The 21,073-nt window shown below is 36.7% G+C and carries 23 protein-coding genes and 1 pseudogene; 16 read left to right on the top strand and 8 right to left on the bottom strand.

Going from position 1 to position 21,073, the window contains the following annotated elements:
* Nucleotides 1-53: 53 nt before the first annotated feature.
* The 6 genes and pseudogenes from NGI26_RS03865 to NGI26_RS03840 all read left to right on the top strand — a co-directional run.
* A complete protein-coding gene (locus NGI26_RS03865) occupies nucleotides 54-326 on the top strand; it encodes a PspC domain-containing protein (RefSeq protein ID WP_251936240.1) in 273 nt (90 codons plus the stop codon).
* A 351-nt stretch (nucleotides 327-677) separates the two neighbouring features.
* The gene (locus NGI26_RS03860; RefSeq protein WP_353505216.1) at nucleotides 678-974 is read left to right on the top strand and encodes a hypothetical protein; all 297 of its coding nucleotides are present in this window, start codon (nucleotides 678-680) and stop codon (nucleotides 972-974) included.
* An 86-nt stretch (nucleotides 975-1,060) separates the two neighbouring features.
* On the top strand, nucleotides 1,061-3,043 hold the full coding sequence (locus tag NGI26_RS03855; RefSeq protein WP_251936233.1) for a bacteriocin-associated integral membrane family protein: 1,983 nt from the start codon (nucleotides 1,061-1,063) through the stop codon (nucleotides 3,041-3,043).
* Complete coding sequence (locus tag NGI26_RS03850) at nucleotides 3,040-3,663, top strand: ATP-binding cassette domain-containing protein (RefSeq protein ID WP_251936230.1); 624 nt, start codon at nucleotides 3,040-3,042, stop codon at nucleotides 3,661-3,663. The genes NGI26_RS03855 and NGI26_RS03850 overlap by 4 nt, the downstream gene beginning before the upstream one ends.
* Nucleotides 3,660-4,160: a hypothetical protein gene (locus NGI26_RS03845; protein ID WP_251936227.1), complete on the top strand. Its 501-nt coding sequence runs from the start codon at nucleotides 3,660-3,662 to the stop codon at nucleotides 4,158-4,160. The genes NGI26_RS03850 and NGI26_RS03845 overlap by 4 nt, the downstream gene beginning before the upstream one ends.
* A gap of 342 nt (nucleotides 4,161-4,502) precedes the next feature.
* A pseudogene (locus tag NGI26_RS03840) lies at nucleotides 4,503-4,688 on the top strand (IS5/IS1182 family transposase); the annotation flags it as partial.
* A gap of 148 nt (nucleotides 4,689-4,836) precedes the next feature.
* Here the strand turns inward: NGI26_RS03840 and NGI26_RS03835 are convergent.
* Complete coding sequence (locus NGI26_RS03835) at nucleotides 4,837-5,532, bottom strand: VIT1/CCC1 transporter family protein (protein WP_251936222.1); 696 nt, start codon at nucleotides 5,530-5,532, stop codon at nucleotides 4,837-4,839.
* A 191-nt stretch (nucleotides 5,533-5,723) separates the two neighbouring features.
* Here NGI26_RS03835 and NGI26_RS03830 point away from each other — a divergent pair, with 191 nt between their 5' ends.
* Together NGI26_RS03830 and radC are read left to right on the top strand one after the other, a co-directional pair.
* Nucleotides 5,724-7,004: an O-acetylhomoserine aminocarboxypropyltransferase/cysteine synthase family protein gene (locus NGI26_RS03830; RefSeq protein ID WP_251936220.1), complete on the top strand. Its 1,281-nt coding sequence runs from the start codon at nucleotides 5,724-5,726 to the stop codon at nucleotides 7,002-7,004.
* Between the two features lie 63 nt (nucleotides 7,005-7,067).
* Nucleotides 7,068-7,748 (top strand): RadC family protein, encoded by a 681-nt coding sequence (gene radC / locus NGI26_RS03825; RefSeq protein ID WP_251936217.1) that lies wholly within the window; start codon nucleotides 7,068-7,070, stop codon nucleotides 7,746-7,748.
* A 24-nt stretch (nucleotides 7,749-7,772) separates the two neighbouring features.
* Here the strand turns inward: radC and NGI26_RS03820 are convergent, their stop codons facing one another.
* From NGI26_RS03820 to NGI26_RS03790, 7 genes are all read right to left on the bottom strand, one after another.
* Complete coding sequence (locus NGI26_RS03820) at nucleotides 7,773-8,462, bottom strand: gamma-glutamyl-gamma-aminobutyrate hydrolase family protein (RefSeq protein WP_251936214.1); 690 nt, start codon at nucleotides 8,460-8,462, stop codon at nucleotides 7,773-7,775.
* A 15-nt stretch (nucleotides 8,463-8,477) separates the two neighbouring features.
* Nucleotides 8,478-9,119 carry a redox-sensing transcriptional repressor Rex gene (locus tag NGI26_RS03815; protein ID WP_251936211.1) on the bottom strand — a complete coding sequence of 214 codons (642 nt, stop codon included), beginning with the start codon at nucleotides 9,117-9,119 and terminating at the stop codon, nucleotides 8,478-8,480.
* 86 nt (nucleotides 9,120-9,205) lie between these two features.
* A complete protein-coding gene (locus NGI26_RS03810; RefSeq protein WP_251936208.1) occupies nucleotides 9,206-9,415 on the bottom strand; it encodes a DUF4649 family protein in 210 nt (69 codons plus the stop codon).
* Between the two features lie 9 nt (nucleotides 9,416-9,424).
* A complete protein-coding gene (locus NGI26_RS03805; protein WP_251936205.1) occupies nucleotides 9,425-9,772 on the bottom strand; it encodes a DUF1831 domain-containing protein in 348 nt (115 codons plus the stop codon).
* A 4-nt stretch (nucleotides 9,773-9,776) separates the two neighbouring features.
* Nucleotides 9,777-10,892: a cysteine desulfurase family protein gene (locus tag NGI26_RS03800; RefSeq protein WP_251936202.1), complete on the bottom strand. Its 1,116-nt coding sequence runs from the start codon at nucleotides 10,890-10,892 to the stop codon at nucleotides 9,777-9,779.
* A gap of 15 nt (nucleotides 10,893-10,907) precedes the next feature.
* Nucleotides 10,908-11,858 (bottom strand): ribose-phosphate diphosphokinase, encoded by a 951-nt coding sequence (locus NGI26_RS03795; RefSeq protein ID WP_251936199.1) that lies wholly within the window; start codon nucleotides 11,856-11,858, stop codon nucleotides 10,908-10,910.
* 124 nt (nucleotides 11,859-11,982) lie between these two features.
* Entirely contained in the window at nucleotides 11,983-12,552 is a 570-nt protein-coding gene (locus tag NGI26_RS03790; protein ID WP_251936196.1) for a CYTH domain-containing protein, read from the bottom strand.
* Between the two features lie 133 nt (nucleotides 12,553-12,685).
* Here NGI26_RS03790 and yjbM point away from each other — a divergent pair, with 133 nt between their 5' ends.
* The 8 genes from yjbM (at nucleotide 12,686) to xerS (ending at nucleotide 21,062) form a co-directional block, all read left to right on the top strand.
* Nucleotides 12,686-13,357, top strand: a complete 672-nt coding sequence (gene yjbM / locus NGI26_RS03785) for a GTP diphosphokinase (protein ID WP_251936193.1) — start codon at nucleotides 12,686-12,688, stop codon at nucleotides 13,355-13,357.
* Nucleotides 13,341-14,159, top strand: coding sequence for an NAD kinase (locus NGI26_RS03780; RefSeq protein ID WP_251936190.1), 819 nt, complete (start codon nucleotides 13,341-13,343; stop codon nucleotides 14,157-14,159). The genes yjbM and NGI26_RS03780 overlap by 17 nt, the downstream gene beginning before the upstream one ends.
* Entirely contained in the window at nucleotides 14,156-15,055 is a 900-nt protein-coding gene (locus tag NGI26_RS03775) for an RluA family pseudouridine synthase (RefSeq protein WP_251936188.1), read from the top strand. The genes NGI26_RS03780 and NGI26_RS03775 overlap by 4 nt, the downstream gene beginning before the upstream one ends.
* Nucleotides 15,056-15,070: 15 nt before the next feature.
* Nucleotides 15,071-16,045, top strand: a complete 975-nt coding sequence (gene pta / locus NGI26_RS03770) for a phosphate acetyltransferase (RefSeq protein WP_251936185.1) — start codon at nucleotides 15,071-15,073, stop codon at nucleotides 16,043-16,045.
* Nucleotides 16,046-16,202: 157 nt separating this feature from the next.
* A complete protein-coding gene (ylqF, locus tag NGI26_RS03765) occupies nucleotides 16,203-17,054 on the top strand; it encodes a ribosome biogenesis GTPase YlqF (RefSeq protein WP_251936182.1) in 852 nt (283 codons plus the stop codon).
* Nucleotides 17,041-17,823, top strand: a complete 783-nt coding sequence (gene rnhB / locus NGI26_RS03760) for a ribonuclease HII (protein WP_251936179.1) — start codon at nucleotides 17,041-17,043, stop codon at nucleotides 17,821-17,823. The genes ylqF and rnhB overlap by 14 nt, the downstream gene beginning before the upstream one ends.
* Before the next feature lie 12 nt (nucleotides 17,824-17,835).
* Nucleotides 17,836-19,386 carry a ClC family H(+)/Cl(-) exchange transporter gene (locus tag NGI26_RS03755; protein WP_251936175.1) on the top strand — a complete coding sequence of 517 codons (1,551 nt, stop codon included), beginning with the start codon at nucleotides 17,836-17,838 and terminating at the stop codon, nucleotides 19,384-19,386.
* Nucleotides 19,387-19,982: 596 nt separating this feature from the next.
* Nucleotides 19,983-21,062 (top strand): tyrosine recombinase XerS, encoded by a 1,080-nt coding sequence (gene xerS / locus NGI26_RS03750; protein ID WP_251936172.1) that lies wholly within the window; start codon nucleotides 19,983-19,985, stop codon nucleotides 21,060-21,062.
* Nucleotides 21,063-21,073 lie beyond the last annotated feature (11 nt).

Genomic DNA, 21,073 nt, shown 5'->3' with positions numbered 1-21,073 from the left:
CTGTTTTAGTTCATGTTATACTTATTTCAAGAATACCGAAAGAGGTACAAACAATGAATAAAAAATTTTATAAAATGAGACGAAATCGTATGATATCAGGAGTACTTGCTGGACTCTCTGATAAATGGGATCTTGATGTTACTCTTGTGCGCTTCATTTTTGCTATCTTTACAATCGCAAACTTCGGACTTGGTATCATCATCTATTTCATCCTAGCCTATATCTTACCCACCAAGGAAGATATCGAAGCAGAAATGTACGGAACAGGACCACGCAAAATCAAAGAAGCTGAACCAATCAAAGATGACGAAGGTTGGTTTTGGTAAATCATTATATCGATCATTAAAGAATTAATCCCTTGTAGTATCAAGGGGTTTTCTTTTACCTAAACACAATTTGTTAGTTACATTTTCTGTTAAAGACAATATCTTATTTCAATAAGAAAGAGGTATAAGGTGTATTTTAAGGATCTTAATATAGAAATAATTACGATTGAATACTCATTTTTAATTGTACCATAACCATATTCATTTACTGAAGAACATGGGGGATATGAGTTTGTTTTGCAAATTCTTACTTTATAGATATCCCTATTTTCCAAAAAATTATATTTAAAAACACTTGACAAGCCTCAAAAAAAATACTAAAATAAAAAATGTAAGCACTTACACCGAAATGTGTTCAATGTTTTTCTAGCTGCAAGTGTTTTCAGTTTTAGCTTTGCTATTGCAGCTAGTGTTGTTAGTGCAACTACAGCACATCCTGCTCCATATCCGATTATGGATGTATGGGAGTATGGTGTAAGTGATAGCTATGGTTATTCGAATTACTTTGTTAAGTCTCCAGCTAATATTGGTTCAAAATCTTCAGTAACGAATTTTTGGGGAACAGTTAAAGCTCAGGATAAAAAAGATTATGGATGGGCATATTCAGGTGCAAGAAAATCTTGGAGCGATGTTCGATTAAATGCATAATGGGATTATTATAGATTTTAAAAATAATTTATGAAAACAAGAGACCCAATTATAAAATAGGGTCTTTTGTAATATGGTAATTGCTTATGAAATTAAAATTATGTATCATTGGATTCTTCTTTTGTTTGATCGCTGCAATTGGTCTGGTCACTATTAGCGATACCGAAACTCCCATACCTTTACCAATTGATGGTGCTTTTTCTATTCAAGGGAAAAGCAATCTTTCAAATAACGAAATTTACGAAATGATTCGTGACCTATCAAAAACGGAAAATGTTACCATTTACAAGCCGGTCGTTCAGAGTTCTGGTCAGTTGAAGTATGTAAATGTCGATGATGTAAATAATGAACAATTAAAGTCAGCACCAATAATAGGGATGTATTACACCCTTGGAAAAATAAATATAGACAGTTTGAAACCACTTACGATGACAGGACTGCAAACAGTCTATATGGCTTATCCTTGGTATATAGGAGGAATATTACAATTCACTGGAACTTTAAGAATACTTTTAATGGGGTCAATTTACTTAACTTTATTAGTTGTTTTATTTGTTGTTAGGACGAGGCAGATCAAAGAAGGAGTGATACGACGGTCTTTGGGATTGCCTGTATACGACCTTAGAAGAGAGTATGTCATTTCTCTTATTTTTGAACTGATTATGATGGCTTTATTGATGATTTCTTACAGTTCTTTTTTGGGAAATGGTTTCTTCACTTATAGTTCTAAGTTATTTTTCTCTCTGCTTTTAACGAATTTTATACTATTTCAAATCATTGATCTCATCACCTTTGTTTTATTTTGGTTGACGATTCAGATTGAAAAGCCCATTGAAATTATCAAAAACAAGGCGAAAAACAAGCTTATTTTTGTCGTATGGCTTGCCATTATTTCGATTATCATCCTTGTATCAGGAATTTTTTTACAAGAAACAAAGAGTAGCCAATCCAGTATTAACATACAGATACAGAATTTAGTACCATGGGACACAGTAAAAGACTGGAGAAGGATTGAGTTCCTTGGAATTGAAAATAACTCTGCTAAAAATGGAGAAGTAAGCGATTCGGATGGTCAGTATCTACAGATAGCTGCTTCCTTAAAAAACTTAGATTATTTATATATAGAACGATCCTCGGCCTATGTTCCAGATTTTATGAAAATGTCTCATGCTTTCGAAGACTTTTCTAAACAATTAGAAAATGACGGAATAACGAATCCAGAAATAAATAAAGAGTTGATTTATATCAATCAAACAGGTGCTAACCTAGAAAATAAAGTGAATGGAACAAACTATCATCTTTTAGATAATAAGATAGCAACCATTTATATTCCTGAGAAATGGAAAGAAAACCAGAAATCCATTGAGAATACAGTTGTAGCAGAACAATTTATTGGAACACACTATACAAAAGAAGAGCTTGCAGTACAAATAATTCCTGATGGTGAAAGAATTTTTTATTTCAATGAGGATGCTGATGATAATTATAAAATGAAAGAGCTTTTACCGCTGCCAAGTGTAGCAGATAGCAAAGATAACATTGTTGTTGTGTTAGATACAGACAAAATGATCGAAAACAACAATTTTTCTTTGGCTAGTAATATAACAAGTAAGTCTCTTTTTAGTCCTGAGGCGGTAAAGAAAATAAATGAGATGGCTACCCAGTTGAATGTTTCAATGAATCCAGTAGATGTTTACCAAATTGTCAAATTAAAGATCCAGTCCTTAGAGCACCAAATTCTACTGTCACAAATCTTGCAGAAGATAATTTACAGTATTGTCTTTATACTCATTTATCAATATGTCCAACTTTATATTGCCCTAAAACAGAATGAATATGTGAAAAAAATCATTTTGGGTCTGTCAAAAACATATATAGCAATTTCAAGTCTCAAGTATTTTATGATGACAATTACACTGGTTATCCTATTTACATTTCTTATGACAGGGCAAATAGAGCTGCTATATATTGGTCTTGCTTCTCTACTCGTTTTGATGTTGTCAATAATCATGAGTTTTAGAAAATTATCTGAAAGCTATACTAAAATTTTAAAAGGAGATGAAACATGACAATTGACCTTTTGAACGTTTCAAAAAGTTTTGGCTCAAAAAAGATCTTTACAGACTTAAATTTAACATTTGAATCTGGAAAAAGCTATGCATTGATTGGAGGTTCTGGCTCTGGTAAAAGTACTCTTCTTAATATTATAGGAAGATTAGAAAAAATTGATAGTGGGAACGTTTTAGTTGATAAACAGGATATTTGGAAGATAAAAGAAAGAACTTTCTTTAAAAATACTGTTGGATATGTATTTCAGAATTATTCTTTAATCGAAAACAAAACAGTATATGATAATTTGAAACTTATTACTAAAGACAAAAAAATAATAACTGATACACTTGAAAAAGTAGGACTGTCGAGCGACTATTTACATCAAAAAATATATGAATTGTCTGGAGGGCAGGCTCAACGTGTAGCTATTGCCAGAATGTTAATGAAACCACGTAAAATTATCTTAGCAGATGAACCCACAGGAGCTTTAGATGGTGAGATTGGAAAAGAAATCATTCGTTTATTATTAAATGAAAGAGATGAAGACAAATATGTTATAATAGCGACGCATGATCCAGCTGTCTATAACAAAGTTGATGTGATCATTGATATGAAAGATATAGGGGATAATGTATGAAAAAGATAATTTATATTGCTTTGATCTTTGTAGCTGGGTTACTTGCCTTCTTCTTTTTTGGAAAACAAATGACCAAAAAAGAAAATACCAATAAACCAGCGATGGAGTTAACCGTTTTTACGGTTTCTGCTAGTGATACAGAAAAATGGAATAAAGTGAAACAAGTAGAAACGGAAGAAGCTACATACTTCATAACTGTAAAAGAAGTAGCATCTTCAGAAGAAGTATTTTCAAACATTATTGCAAATGGTGCTGCTTTTGGGTTCGGAGTTCGTGAAGAAGAAGTGAAGCAATTTAATAATAATTTAGGAGACACTATAGAGGACTCTAAGCATAACAAACTCATTGAAATAGAATTTTTTACTTTCTCTAATGCTGACGAGGGATTTGTATTAGCAAATTTTGACTATGGTAAAGAAGAGTTGAATTCTCAGAAAAAAGATATAAAAGAGTTATATAAAAAAATATATGAATCTTTTAAAGAAAAAAGTAAGTGATTGTGTTTTATATGTATGTTCAGATAAAAAAAGTTAATTCTTAATCTTAGCATCTTAACTTGACAATCGCGTCCTTAAGTGGATAATATTTTACAAGTTATAACATAAATCAGTTAAGTTTGGAAGTAATTCTGTTCTGTGATATTCTAACAACTAATGAATGTCTAGTCTATTTGTTGACAGTATCCCAAGTCAAATGTTTCTATAGGAAAACTCTCATACTGGTTGTGCTAGATTTCATCCAACTATGCATATGAAGATGCACTGTTAGCTTATGCTCTTCAAGTGTTATCTGGACCTAAAATCATTCAAATGACCCCTTAAAATGGTAGAGCATAGATTGTTTTTTGCTTTCGAAGAGTTCGTGTTAGTGACAAACAGGCCGTCTAAACAGAGATAGGATTCACCTTCATGACTATGAATCTCACAAAATTGGTCCAGAAACTAGCCTCTAAAATATCTATTATTCAAAAACCACACAGTATTTCTTTCTTCTTGATGGAATTCAAGACTGAAATCACTGTGTAGTTTTATTTTAAAGCTAGTTTTTGCCCAGCATCATTTTTTTTCTTATACTCAATGAAAATCAAAGAGTAAACTAGGAAGCTAGCCGCAGGCTGTACTTGAGTACGGCAAGGTGAAGCTGACGTGGTTTGAATTTGATTTTCGATGAGTATTAAATACTAAACAACTGACCCAATAGATAGGTCACTCCCATGGTCAAAAGACCGATACAAAGGTTACGAATCATAGCTGTTTTGGTTGGGGCTTTTCCGAGTTTAGCACTGGTGTAACCTGTAATCAATAGAGAAATTGCTACGATAAAGACAGTTGCAGGAATTCTGAATTCGCTTGGAAAGATGGTAATGGAAAGCATTGGTGGTAAACTACCAAGAATAAAAGCAATGAAGCTAGATGCTGCAGCATGCCAAGGATTGGTAAACTCTTCATACTCGATTCCGTATTTTTCCTCAACTAAGGCTTTAAGTGGATTTTTTAGAAAGGCTTTATTGACTAATAGTTGTGCTGAAGTTTCACACTCACAATTTTGAAGATAAGCAGCATAGAGAGATTTCTTTGCAGCCTCGATATCCTTATCCAAAAGTAATTGTTCACGAGCTACAGCGGCTTCCTCAGTGTCTTTTTGAGTAGAAACTGAAACATATTCACCTCCAGCCATAGAGAAGGCACCCGCTAAGATGGCAGCCAAACCTGAAAGAAAGATTATCCAGATATTAGTGGTTGCACTGGCAACCCCGATAACAACTCCTGCGATGGAAATGATCCCGTCATTTGCTCCAAGCACACCAGCACGTAAAATATTTAAACGACTAGCAAAGTTTGAATCAATTTCATGTGTAATTTCTGACATAGTCTTCTCCTTTTTATCCATTATAAAGTATAGGAGAAATGAAAACAAACTTTTTAAACTATCTGAAAAAAGTTCTACAATTTTAATAATAGCCATAGCTATTGCTTATGCCAATATATAACAAAGTTGTATTTGTAACTGACTGCTATAGATGATACAATTAATCTAATGAAATCTTTGGAGGTCTGATGATGACTCGTGAATTTAAATTCGAAACCCTACAATTGCATGCAGGACAAGTGGTAGATGCTACTACCAAGTCTCGTGCTGTCCCTATTTATCAAACAACATCCTTTGTATTTGAAGATACACAAGAAGGTGCAGAACTCTTTGCACTTCAGAAGGCTGGTAATATCTATACTCGTATCACAAATCCTACTACATCAGCCTTTGAAGAGCGTATTGCAGCACTAGAAGGCGGAGTAGGTGCACTTGCCACAGCTTCTGGGATGGCAGCTCTTACTTATACTATTCTTGGACTTGCTCATGCAGGTGATCATGTTGTTGCAGCTTCAACTATCTACGGTGGGACCTTTAACCTTTTGAAAGAAACCCTTCCTCGATATGGAATCACCACAACTTTTGTTGATATTGATAATCTAGAAGAAGTAGAGGCAGCGATTAAAGATAATACCAAACTTGTTTTGATTGAAACTTTGGGTAATCCAGTTATCAACATTCCTGATATCGAAAAAATTGCTGAAATTGCTCACAAACACCAAATTCCTTTAGTTTCTGATAATACTTTTGCAACACCATATCTCATTAATATCTTTTCACACGGTGTAGATATCTCAGTTCACTCGGCAACCAAGTTTATCGGAGGACACGGTACAACAATAGGTGGTGTGATCGTAGATAGCGGTAAATTTGACTGGGCTGCCTCAGGGAAATTCCCTCAATTCGTCAATGAAGATCCAAGCTACCATAATTTGAGCTATACTCGAGATGTAGGTGCTGCAGCCTTCATCGTTGCTGCTCGTGTTCAATTGCTTCGCGATATGGGAGCTGCCCTTTCACCATTTAACTCATTCTTGCTCTTGCAAGGTCTTGAAACACTATCTCTCCGTGTTGAACGCCATGTGCAAAACGCTGAGAAAATTGTTGATTTCCTTGTGAACCATCCAAAAGTTGAAAAAGTTAATTATCCAAAATTAGCTGATAGCCCTTACCATGCCTTGGCGGAGAAATATTTACCAAAAGGTGTTGGTTCCATCTTTACCTTCCATGTTAAAGGTGGAGAAGCAGAAGCTCGTAAGGTGATTGATAGCTTAGAAATCTTTTCAAACCTTGCAAACGTAGCAGATGCCAAATCATTGGTCGTTCATCCGGCAACTACAACCCATGCTCAATTGTCTGACTCTGATCTGGAAGCAGCAGGAGTTGCTAAAAATCAAATCCGTCTATCAATCGGTCTTGAAAATGTCGATGATTTGATTGAAGATTTACGTCTTGCTCTTGAAAATATTTAAAAATAAATAAAATTTATCCTGTTTACCATCCTTCTCACGAATAATAAAGTGAGGAGGATTTTTATGTATAGTATTTCATTTCAAGAAGATTCACTTTTACCAAGAGAGAGACTAGTCAGAGAAGGAGTAGAAGCACTCAGCAACCAAGAATTACTGGCAATATTACTAAGGACAGGCACAAAACAGGCCAATGTTTTTGAAATAGCACAGAAGGTCTTAAATCAGATGACATGCTTAACGGACTTAAAAGGAATGAGTCTACAGGAATTGCAGACTTTATCTGGTATTGGACGAGTTAAAGCTATCGAACTGCAAGCCATGATTGAACTAGGCTACCGGATTCATAAACGAGAAACGGTAGAGATGGAGAGTATTCTCAGTAGTCGAAAGTTGGCTAAAAAAATGCAAGATGAACTAGGGGATAAAAAACAAGAGCACCTGGTGGCACTCTATCTGAATACTCAAAATCAAATTATTCATCAGCAGACGATTTTTATCGGGTCAGCTACTAGAAGTATTGCTGAACCACGGGAAATTCTCCACTATGCTTTGAAGCATATGGCAACCTCCGTGATTCTGGTCCATAATCATCCATCTGGTGCTGTCATGCCAAGTAGAAATGATGATCAAGTTACGAAGCTTGTAAAAGAAGCCTGTGACTTAATGGGGTTGGTTCTATTGGACCATCTAATCGTCTCACATTCTGATTATTTCAGTTATCGTGAGAAGACGGATCTGATATAAAAAAACCTGTATATGATACAGGTTTTACAATTTATTCACAACATAGTTAAAGAGTTCTTTATCCTTAGGACGATTTTCAAAAAGAAATTCTGGATGCCATTGAACACCAAGATAAGGGAAGCCGTCTGTAGTTGTAACAGCCTCGATAATACCATCTTTAGGATCATGAGCTACAACCTTTAGATTCGGAGCTAATTCTTTAATGCTTTGATGGTGGAAAGAGTTGATATGAGAGATTTGCCCATATATTTCTCGGAGAATCGTATCCGGTTCAGTAACCAGTCTCTGAGTTGTATACTCAGCAGAAGTATCTTGCCAATGATTCTCAATCTCTTGATAGAGAGATCCCCCCATAGCTACATTAAAGAGTTGAGTTCCACGACAGACAGAGAAAATAGGTTTCTTTTGTTTGATGGCCGCTTTGATAAGTGCAAGTTCAAAAATATCTCTTTGAAGATGGAAGTCATCGCTATCGATTGCTTTAGGTTCACCATAGAATTTTGGGTCAACATTTTGCCCACCTGTTAGTATGAGTTTATCAATTAGGCTAATGTAGTAACCAGCCATTTCTTCATCAACAATTGGTAGGATAATGGGAATTCCTCCGGCTTCTTTAACACCTTCTATAAAGCCTTTTGCAGCATAACTCATCATAAGTTCATCATCTGGATGAGCTTTTTCATTTCCTGTAATCCCAATAACTGGTTTCTTCATAAATAATTTCGCTTTCTAATCCTCTTTACGCATGAAATAGAGGAGGGTTTGAAGTTCGCTTGTAAGATCGACATACTGAACAACTACGTCTTTAGGAAGATGTAGGTGAACAGGCGAAAAACTGAGAATACCTTTGATACCAGCATCGACCAGAAGATCAGCAACTTCTTGTGATTTAACACTAGGGACAGTCAGAATGGCTGTTTTCACATCACCATCTTTAATTTTTTCCTTAATCTGGGAGATACCATAGATTGGAACACCATCAGGAGTTCGAGTGCCGACTTCTGGATGATCATCTAGGTCAAAAGCCATGATGATTTTCATTTTATTGCGCTCATGAAAGCGATAGTGGAGAAGGGCGTGCCCCATATTTCCAATACCTACAAGCATGACATTGGTAATAGAATTATCATTTAAAAGATCAGCAAAAAAAGTCATGAGCTTTTTGACATCATAGCCAAATCCACGTCGACCAAGTTCCCCAAAGTAGGAGAAGTCACGACGAACTGTTGCAGAATCAATACCAATGGCTTCTGCGATTTGTTTTGAATTAGCTCTTTCAATTTTTTCAGCATTAAATCTTTTAAAAATACGGTAATAGAGAGAAAGTCTCTTTGCTGTTGCTTTAGGAATAGCAGACTGTTTTTCTTTCACAAAATCACAACCTTTCTATCTACTATTTTATAGAAAGCTTGTGAAAATTGCAACAATAACGAAAAAAAACTAAGAAAAATCTTAGTTTAGTTATTTTCGTGATAGGTTATTAAAAAGCGATAGAGGTTGCCTAGAAGTCCTTGATAGATTTCAACTCCATTGTGTGTTAAGGAAGTGATAAGAGTCGTATCTGGAAGAGTCACGCAACCTGATAGGGATAGCATGAGAGCATCGTAGTCTTCATATTCTAGTACACGGTCTACTTGATAGCTATCTTTATAATTTAATTGATACATAATTACTTTCTATTTTTCGCTTTTAGTAAAGACACCACGTTCCACAAGACTGTCCATCAAGAAGTAGAATTTTTCTTGATGAATATGAGTTTCTTCTGATTTGAAGATATCAACTAGACGTAAGCCAAATTTATCAGTGATATTGATTTTTGCACCTGTCAAGTCTTTATTGATAATAATCTTAAGTTGAAAGCCTTCTCCACTGTTTGGAATTTTTTCAAGAAGGCGTGTTAATTCATAGTTACCAACTTTAGTTTCGAAAAAAGTGTTATCTTTAAGAGTAAATTTCTTAACAGTTGGACTTAGTGTATAATCATGACGACAATTTTTTAGTTTAATCGTTTGTTCAAATGCCATTGAGTTAACCTCCGATTATTTTTTTTAAAGTTTTGGCGAGAGTGATCATTTCTTGTTCTGTATTTTGAGGTGAAATGCTGACGCGAACAGATTCATGTAAGCGAGGAGAATCCTCTCCGTAGCAGGCTTGAAGAACATGACTGACCTGAACAATACCAGCTGTACAAGCGGATCCTGTTGAAATAGAAATACCTTCAAGATCCAAGCGAAGGAGTAGCAGGTCATTTCGTTGTCCTGGGAATCCGATATTGAGGACATAAGGAAGATTTTTCTGACCTTGATTCAAATAATAGGCTGTCCCATTCAATTCAGTTAAAAATGTTTCCTGTAACTTTTGAACTTTTTCAAAGTTGCTTTCTAAATGTTCAAGATCATCTTTAAGTGCTGCAACCATCCCTATAATTGCAGGAAGATTTTCTGTCCCTGCTCTTTTTTTCTGTTCCTGATCTCCACCATGTAGGTAAGAATCAAAATCTGTAGAAGTAGCGTATAGGAAACCGATGCCCTTTGGACCGTGGAATTTATGGGCGGAAGCACTGAGAAAGTCAATTCCCAATTGTTCTGGCAAAATCTCCAATTTTCCAACTGCCTGGACAGCATCTACATGATAAGCTGCTGGATGTTCTCTTAGAACTTCACCAATCTCAGCTATTGGTAATAGAGTGCCTGTTTCATTGTTGACATACATAGTTGAAACTAGAATGGTATCTTCACGCAGTGCATTTTTTACTTGGTCAGCCGTGATTTCTTGATTTTCAGGTTTTAAAATAGTTACTTCAAATCCGAAATTTTCCACCAGATATTCGATTGGTTCAAGAACTGCATGATGCTCGATAGCAGTAGTGATAATATGTTTTCCACGATTTTGATGACGGAGACAGTAACCAATAATAGCTGTATTATTGCTCTCAGTCCCACCAGAAGTAAAGAAAATGTGTTGGGGCTTTGTACCTAGTAACCCTGCTAATTCTTGACGTGCTTCACGCAAACATTTGCCTGCTTGACGCCCATGTCCATGAATACTAGAAGGGTTGCCATAAGTTTCTTGCATGACTTGAGTCATTGCTGATATAGCTGCAGATGACATGGGTGTCGTAGCAGCATTATCTAAATAAATCAAAAACTCACCTAATTTCTATTTAAATTTAAATAGTGGACTAACTGGTTTTCTTTCGTGAATACGAACCATTGCATCGCCAATCAATTCGCTTGCAGTGATGTATTGAACGTTTTGAGGTTTTTTACTTTCTGTCGATACAGAATCTGTAACCAGAATTTCCTTGATATTAGCAGCATCCAACAACTCCGCAGCACCGTTAACGAAAAGACCATGACTTGACACTGCGTAAATTTCTGTTGCACCATCACGTTCTAGAATTCTAGCAGCCTCAGAGAAAGTGCGACCGGTGTTAAGAATATCATCAATCAAGATCGCCTTCTTATCTTCAACATCACCGATAATGTAACCTTGGCTACGTTCAGAATCATCTTGAGCATAGTCGATGATAGCAATTGGTGCATCTAGGTATTCTGCAAGACTACGAGCCCGTTTTACACCAGAGTTTTTAGGACTAACAACAACCACATCTGAACCAGTCAAACCTTTATCGCAGTAGTGTTTTGCAAATAGTGGAATTGTATAGAGGTTATCTACAGGAATATCAAAGAAACCTTGAACCTGAACAGCATGAAGATCAAGAGTTAACACACGACTAACTCCAGCTTTTACCAACATATTGGCAACAAGTTTAGCTGTAAGAGGCTCGCGAGAAGAAGCAATACGGTCTTGACGTGCATAACCAAAATAAGGCATGACAACATTTATTGTATTTGCACTAGCTCGAACACAAGCATCGACTGTGATTAAAAGCTCCATTAAATGATTGCTAACGGGATAAGAAGTAGACTGAATGATGTAAACATCATAACCACGTACACTTTCTTCAATGTTAACTTGGATTTCGCCATCAGAGAATTGACGAGAAGATAATTTCCCAAGTGGAACACCTGCAGCATCAGCAATCTTTTGAGCAATTTCATGATTAGATGAAAGTGAAAAAAGCTTCATATTTTTTGTATCTGACATTGATAAACCGTCCTCTATAAACTATGGGAATCAGCGAAAGAAAACAAATTCAAAAGAAAGTGTTTTCTTTCGCAGACTCAATTATTTTTTATCCCTTCTATTTTATCAAAAAAAGAAGATTATTTCAGTATTTTTTTATATTTTCTATAAATCGTACTAATTTTGAAGGAGCCTTCTTATATTGGATTTCATTTGCTCGTAAAAACTCTTGAAAATCAAGGTTTCCTTGGACGCCGTTTTCTACTTCCAGTTCAAGTTCATAATCAACAATATCGAAGTAGTGGCTTTGGTCAAGAGCCATAAGTCCAATAGCTGTTTCTTTTTCGTAACGAACGGTTGTTAAACAACCTAAAACTCCCCAACCATTTGGTGAGAGCCCTCGATTTTTCAGTTCTTCCATAATCATTCCCTGAGGGAGTTTACATTCTTCAAGACAATCGTTAGCTTCCTCTAGAGTAAGCGCTTGGTTGTATTCCATATTTCCAACTTTTTGAGGGATTTTAATGGTCAATTCAGCGCTGGTATCGAAGGTACGAATACGCATAGCGATTTTATGTTGGCGAAGATAAAAATCAGGCGTATCTAGGTAGTAATTTCTTTGTGTAACAGGAGTGACTTGTGAAAATTGAGCTAGCAATCGATCATATTCTTCTTCACTGAGAAGTGTTTTCATTTCAATTTCTAAATGTTTCATTTTTTCAACCTTTTCTTTATATTTGAAAGCGATTTATGGTATAATAAGCATTGTATTTATTGTATATGATTTTCATGAGAAAATCAAAAACTAGATGAATGAAACTGCTTAAAGAATTGGATGTAATAGTTATATGATTACAGAATGGGAAGAATTTTTAGATCCTTACATTCAAGCTGTCGGAGAGCTAAAAATAAAACTCCGAGGAATTCGAAAACAATATAGAAAACAAAACCGCCATTCTCCCATTGAGTTTGTCACAGGTCGGGTGAAACCGATTGAAAGTATCAAAGAAAAAATGGCACGTCGGGGAATTGGCTACGACACACTTGAACAAGATTTGCAAGATATTGCAGGTTTACGTGTCATGGTCCAATTTGTAGATGATGTGAAGGAGGTTGTTTCAATCCTTCGCAAAAGACAGGATATGAGAGTTGTTCAAGAACGTGATTATATCACACATCGTAAGGCGTCAGGTTATCGTTCTTACCATGTGATTATTGAGTACACGGTTGATACCATTTCTGGTGCGAAAACGATTCTTGTTGAAATTCAAATTCGTACCTTGGCTATGAATTTTTGGGCTACAATCGAACATTCCCTCAACTATAAATATCAGGGAGACTTCCCTGAAGAAATCAAGGAAAGACTTGAGATTACAGCCAGAATTTCACATCAGTTAGACGAAGAAATGAGTAAAATACGTGCTGATATCCAGGAAGCACAAGCGCTCTTTGATCCTTTGCACAGAAAGTTAAATGACGGGGTAGGAAACAGTGACGATACCGATGAAGAATACAGGTAAACGAATTGACCTAATTGCCAACCGTAAACCTCAGAGTCAGAAAGTTCTATTCGAGTTAAAAGAACGCCTCAAAAAGAATAATTTTATCCTTAATGATAAAAATCCAGATATTGTTGTCTCTATTGGTGGAGATGGCATGTTACTGTCTGCCTTTCACAAGTATGAAAATCAACTGGATAAGGTTCGGTTTATTGGAGTGCACACTGGACATTTAGGTTTTTATACAGACTATCGGGATTTTGAGTTGGACCAATTGGTCACAAATTTACAGTTGGATACTGGAGCTCGTGTTTCTTATCCACTCTTAAGTGTCAAAATATTTCTCGAAAATGGTGAAGTCAAGTCCTTTCGAGCACTAAATGAAGCTAGCATTCGTCGAGCGGATCGAACTATGGTTGCTGATGTCATTATTAACCATGTTCCCTTCGAACGCTTTCGTGGTGACGGCCTAACAGTTTCAACGCCGACTGGAAGTACTGCTTATAATAAATCACTTGGTGGAGCAGTACTGCACCCGACCATAGAAGCCTTGCAATTGGCTGAAATTGCTAGTTTGAACAACCGAATCTACCGCACACTTGGTTCATCAATTATTGTTCCTAAAAAAGACAAGATTGAATTGATACCGACTCGAAATGACTATCACACAATCTCAATCGATAATAGTATTTATTCTTTCCGAAATATTGAGAAAATAGAGTATCAGATTGATCACCACAAGATTCATTTTGTAGCCACGCCAAGCCACACAAGTTTTTGGAATCGTGTCAAAGATGCCTTTATTGGTGAGGTGGACGAATGAGGTTTCAGTTTATTGCCGACGAACATGTCAAGGTCAAAACCTTTCTGAAAAAACATGAAGTTTCAAAAGGGTTACTTGCCAAGATTAAGTTTCGAGGTGGTGATATTCGAGTAAACGGGCATCCGCAGAATGCAACCTATCTCTTAGATATCGGAGATGAAGTCGTCATTGATATTCCGCCAGAGGAAGGATTCGAGACACTTGAAGCAATTGATTATCCTCTAGATATTCTATTTGAAGATGATCATTTCTTGATTATCAACAAACCCTTTGGGGTTGCGTCAATACCTAGCGTCAATCATTCTAATACCATTGCCAACTTTATTAAGGGCTACTATGTAAACCAAAATTATGAGAATCAACAAGTCCATATTGTGACTCGGCTTGATAGAGATACCTCTGGATTGATGCTTTTTGCTAAACACGGCTATGCGCATGCCAGATTAGATAAACAGTTGCAAAAAAAAGCTATTGAAAAGCGTTATTACGCCTTAGTCAAGGGAGATGGTCATCTGGAACCTCAGGGAGAAATCATCGCTCCGATAGCCCGAGATGAAGATTCTATCATCACTCGACGAGTAGCAAAGGGAGGAAAATTTGCCCATACCTCCTATCAAATCGTGGCATCTTATGGGGATATTCATCTAGTCGATATTCGTCTCCACACCGGGAGAACCCATCAGATTCGTGTTCATTTCTCGCATATTGGATTTCCATTACTTGGAGATGATCTTTATGGGGGAAGCTTAGAACATGGCATCCAACGCCAGGCACTACATTGCCATTACTTATCGTTCTATCATCCTTTCTTAGAAGAGCAGTTAGAGCTAGAATGCCCACTGCCGGATGATTTCAACACACTTATTACACAGTTATCAAATAATAATTTATCTTAAAAGGAGTCAAAACTCATGGAAGTTTTTGAAAGTTTGAAAGCCAACCTAGTTGGTAAAAATGCTCGCATCGTTCTACCTGAAGGTGAAGAACCACGTATCCTTCAAGCTACCAAGCGTTTGGTTAAAGAAACAGAAGTTATCCCTGTACTCCTAGGAAACCCTGACAAGATTAAAATCTATCTTGAAATCGAAGGAATTACAGAAGGTTACGAAGTCATCAATCCAGAACATTACCAACAATTCGAAGAAATGGTAGCGTCTCTTGTTGAACGTCGTAAAGGAAAAATGACAGAAGAAGAAGCGAGAGAAGTACTTATCAATGATGTGAACTACTTTGGTGTGATGTTAGTTTATATGGGCTTAGTAGACGGTATGGTTTCAGGTGCGATTCACTCAACAGCTTCAACTGTTCGTCCAGCTCTTCAAATCATTAAAACTCGTCCAAATGTTAGCCGTACATCAGGTGCCTTCCTCATGGTTCGTGGCACTGAGCGTTACTTGTTTGGTGACTGTGCGATCAACATCAACCCCGATGCTGATGCTCTAGCTGAAATTGCTATTAACTCTGCTATCACTGCTAAAATGTTTGGTATTGAACCTAAGATTGCTATGCTTAGCTATTCAACTAAAGGTTCAGGTTTTGGCGAAAGTGTTGATAAGGTTGTTGAAGCTACTAAAATTGCTCACGACTTGCGTCCTGACCTTGAAATCGATGGTGAGTTGCAATTTGATGCAGCCTTTGTTCCAGAAACTGCAGCTCTTAAAGCTCCTGAAAGCAATGTAGCTGGACAAGCTAATGTCTTCATCTTCCCTGGTATTGAAGCAGGTAACATTGGTTACAAGATGGCAGAACGTCTAGGTGGATTTGCTGCAGTTGGACCAGTTTTGCAAGGTCTTAACAAACCAGTAAATGACCTTTCACGTGGATGTAACTCTGACGATGTTTACAAACTAACTCTAATTACAGCAGCGCAAGCTGTTCATCAATAAGAATGAAATCCCTCTTTTCCTCTTGGTAAAGGGGGATTTCCCTTTTTTAAAGACATAATTCATCTGCAAAAATAGCCAAAATATGGTAAAATAGTCAGTAATCATCTATATTTTCTATATTTTATGAAATAAGTTTGTATGAAGAAAAGGAAATAAAATGGCAACTATTCAATGGTTTCCTGGCCACATGTCCAAAGCACGTCGTCAGGTCCAGGAAAATTTAAAATTTGTTGATTTTGTAACAGTTTTAGTAGATGCACGTTTGCCCTTGTCTAGTCAAAATCCGATGCTGACTAAAATCATCGGGGACAAACCAAGGCTATTGATTCTAAACAAGGCAGACCTTGCAGACCCAACATTGACAAAAAAGTGGCGTCAGCACTTTGAATCACAAGGTATTCAGACACTTGCTATCAACTCTAAGGAACAAATAACAGTAAAAGTAGTAACTGATGCTGCTAAAAAACTCATGGCAGATAAGATTTCTCGTCAAAAAGAACGTGGAATTCAAATTGAGACCTTGCGTACCATGATTATCGGGATTCCAAATGCTGGTAAATCGACTCTGATGAACCGTTTAGCTGGTAAGAAAATTGCTGTAGTTGGAAACAAGCCTGGTGTGACAAAAGGTCAACAATGGCTTAAAACCAATAAAGATTTAGAAATTTTGGATACTCCAGGGATTCTCTGGCCAAAATTTGAGGATGAAACGGTCGCCCTTAAACTTGCACTTACGGGAGCCATCAAGGATCAGTTACTTCCAATGGATGAGGTAACGATTTTCGGTCTCAATTACTTTAAAACGCATTATCCTGAAAAACTTCAAGAACGTTTCAAACAAATGAATCTGGACGATGAGGCTCCAGAAATTATCATGGATATGACGCGTATCCTTGGTTTTCGTGATGATTACGACCGTTTTTACAATCTCTTTGTCAAAGAAGTCCGTGATGGAAAACTTGGTAACTATACCTTAGATACATTGGATGATCTCAATGGGTACGATTAAAGAAATCAAAGAAAAATTAGCAAAGATAACTGATCTTAAAAGTCCCTTGTTCAAGGAATTTGAAAAAGATTCACGAGCTGGTGTACAAAAAGAAATTCAGAAGCGTAAAAAAAACATCCAAGCTGATATGGATGAAAATCTTCGCTTAGAAGGCATGTTATCTTATGAAAAAGAGCTTTACAATCAAGGCATTCGCTTCATTGCTGGTGTAGATGAAGTTGGACGTGGACCGCTAGCTGGGCCAGTTGTAGCTGCTGCAGTGATTTTACCTCAAAATTGTAAAATAAAAGGCTTAAATGACAGCAAAAAAATTCCTAAGAAAAAACACGAGGAGATTTTCCAAGCCGTCAAAGATAATGCTATAGCAATTGGCGTTGGGATTATGGACAACCATGTCATCGACCAAGTTAATATCTATGAAGCGACAAAACTAGCTATGAAGGAAGCTATTTCTCAACTCGAACCACAACCTGAACACCTTTTGATCGATGCTATGAAGTTGGATTTGCCGATTTCGCAGACATCCATCATTAAAGGAGATGCTAACTCGCTGTCCATTGCAGCGGCATCTATCGTTGCTAAGGTTACGAGAGATAAGATTATGGCAAATTATAACCAAGAATTCCCAGGTTATGATTTTGCCCAAAATGCTGGCTATGGAACTGCTAAACATTTAGACGGTTTAGAGAAGCACGGTATTACACCTATTCATCGCACTAGTTTTGAGCCAGTTAAAACACTTGTTGTGTCAAGTAAAGAAAAGAATTGAGAGGAAGCAACTATGGAGAAGCAGTCGGAAGCCCTTAGTTCCAAGAAAGAATTTGCCTTTGCATCAAGTACGATCCTTTCTCAAGTAGGACGTGGGATCATTGTTGGACTAGTGGTGGGACTTATTGTAGGTTCTTTTCGTTTTTTGATTGAAAAAGGATTCCACTTGGTACAAAATCTTTATCAAGATCAGGAGAATCTGATACGGAATCTAGTGATCATTTTCCTTCTTTATCTTTTTATCAGCTGGCTTAGTGCTAAATTAACGACGTCAGAGAAAGATATCAAAGGATCTGGTATTCCTCAAGTTGAAGCGGAGTTAAAAGGTCTCATGTCTCTCAATTGGTGGAGTGTCCTCTGGAAGAAATACATTCTAGGTATCTTGGCTATTGCAAGTGGGCTTATGCTCGGTCGTGAAGGTCCCAGTATTCAGCTAGGTGCCGCTGGAGGAAAAGGAATTGCTAAATGGCTCAAGTCTAGCCCTGTTGAGGAGCGTTCTTTAATTGCTAGCGGAGCTGCTGCTGGACTTGCTGCAGCCTTTAATGCACCGATTGCGGGGTTATTATTTGTAGTAGAAGAAGTCTATCACCATTTTTCACGATTCTTCTGGGTTTCTACCTTGGCTGCTAGTCTCGTAGCAAACTTCGTTTCTCTTCTCATCTTTGGCTTAACACCTGTGCTTGATATGCCTGATAATATCCCTCTTATGAGTTTGAGCCAGTATTGGATTTATCTGCTTATGGGCATTTTTCTTGGGTTATCAGGTTTTGTTTATGAGAAAGCTGTTCTAAATATTGGAAAAGTATATGATTGGATTGGTCAAAAGATTCATCTGGATAAGGCTTATTATCCAATTATCGCCTTTATCCTTATCATTCCAATCGGTGTTTTCCTACCTCAGATACTTGGAGGGGGCAATCAAGTTGTCTTATCCTTAACGGAACAAGATTATAGTTTTCAAATTCTCTTAGTTTACTTTATCATTCGCTTTATCTGGAGCATGATTAGTTACGGAAGTGGACTGCCAGGTGGTATTTTCTTACCAATTTTAGCCTTAGGTTCCTTACTGGGTGCTCTAGTTGGCGTCATTTGTGTCAATCTTGGGCTCATTACCCAGCAGCAATTTCCTATCTTTGTTATCCTTGGAATGAGCGGCTATTTTGGGGCTATATCAAAGGCACCATTGACATCTATGATACTTGTGACCGAAATGGTCGGAGATATCCGTAATCTCATGCCTCTAGGGATGGTAACTCTTGTTGCTTACATCGTTATGGATTTGCTCAAAGGAGCGCCTGTATATGAAGCTATGCTGGAGAAAATGTTACCGGAAACCGCAAGTGACGACGGAGAAGTTACTCTTATTGAAATTCCTGTTTCTGATAAAATAGCAGGTAAGCAAGTACATGAACTCAATTTACCACATAACGTACTGATCACAACACAAGTTCATAACGGAAAACGTAAGACGGTTAACGGTTCAACAAAAATGTATCTGGGAGATATGATTCATCTCGTTATTCCAAAAAGTGAGATTGGAAAAGTGAAAGATTTGCTGTTGTAGGATTGGTTTTTTACATAAATTATGTTATGTATTTTGAATTCTGGATTTCTTAATAAATTACATTAGAAAACCGATTCTCAGCAATGAGATCGGTTATTTCTTACTGATAAGGTATTTCACATACAAATAATTGAACTTTGTAAAAAATAAGACTATAATTAAGTTAGGAATAATAAAGCATAAAAACTAGAAAGGAGTTTACTGTATTTAATCTATGCAGTAAGATTAAAAATCATGAAAAAGAAAATGATTTCCATTATGTATGCAATGTATTTTGTATCCCATAGCTCCTTATATGGCTCTTCAGTTATGTAGAATGAACAGAAGTATCGTTACTGATAATCTCTTTTTTATTTTCCTTATTCTGCTGACTATTTCATTCTGGCTTAGTATTTGGAAACTAGAAAGAGCACTAGATAATGATTCACAATAGAAACTCTAAAGACTTAGCTCTGTATTTCATAGATCTGAGTCTTTTTTCTATTTTATTCCTTTCTTTAAAAGCTCATATATCATCTTTCCGAAAAACTATAATTTTCTTGAAAAATATATCTGGCTATGCTATACTACTAGTATAGAAAGATTTGGAGAAAAACATGAAACGTGAGAACTTATTAGAACGTATTGATAAACTCAAACAAGTCATGCCCTGGTATGTATTAGAATATTACCAATCGAAACTGGCCGTTCCATACAGTTTTACAACCTTATACGAATACTTAAAGGAATACGATCGATTTTTCACCTGGGTTTTGGAATCTGGTATATCAGATGCTGACACCATGGCCAATATCCCTTTAGAGGTTCTGGAGCACATGACCAAGAAAGACATGGAATCCTTTATTCTATATTTGCGTGAACGTCCCCTGCTCAATGCCAATACGACTAAAAATGGGGTTTCTCAAACTACCATTAACCGTACCCTTTCTGCACTTTCTAGTCTTTATAAGTATTTGACTGAGGAAGTTGAAAATGAGCAAGGGGAACCTTATTTCTACCGTAATGTCATGAAGAAGGTTGCAACCAAGAAAAAGAAAGAAACCTTAGCTGCTCGAGCTGAAAATATCAAGCAAAAGCTTTTTTTAGATGACGAGACAGAAGGTTTCCTGAACTATATCGACCAGGAATACCCTAAAATACTCTCAAATCGCGCCTTATCTTCCTTTAATAAGAATAAAGAGCGAGATTTAGCAATTATAGCACTTCTTCTTGCCTCTGGTGTCCGTCTCTCTGAGGCGGTCAATTTAGACCTACGTGACCTCAATCTTAAGATGATGGTGATTGACGTCACTCGAAAAGGTGGAAAACGAGACTCGGTTAATGTTGCTGCCTTTGCTAAGCCTTATTTAGAACAATATCTTGCTATTCGAGACAAACGTTATAAGACAGAAAAAACTGATACAGCCCTCTTCTTAACCTTGTATCGAGGTGTTCCGAATCGGATTGATGCTTCTAGTGTCGAAAAGATGGTGGCCAAGTATTCAGAAGACTTCAAAGTCCGTGTAACACCCCATAAGCTTCGCCATACTCTTGCAACTCGTCTCTATGATGCTACCAAATCTCAAGTTTTGGTCAGCCATCAACTAGGACATGCCAGCACTCAGGTAACGGACTTGTATACCCATATCGTAAACGACGAACAGAAAAATGCCTTGGATAGTTTATTAGATACATAATATAAATTATG

It is taken from the genome of Streptococcus sp. Marseille-Q0941, from assembly GCF_943736975.1.
Classification (GTDB): Bacteria; Bacillota; Bacilli; order Lactobacillales; family Streptococcaceae; genus Streptococcus.
This window is presented reverse-complemented; position numbering and strand designations above follow the sequence as displayed.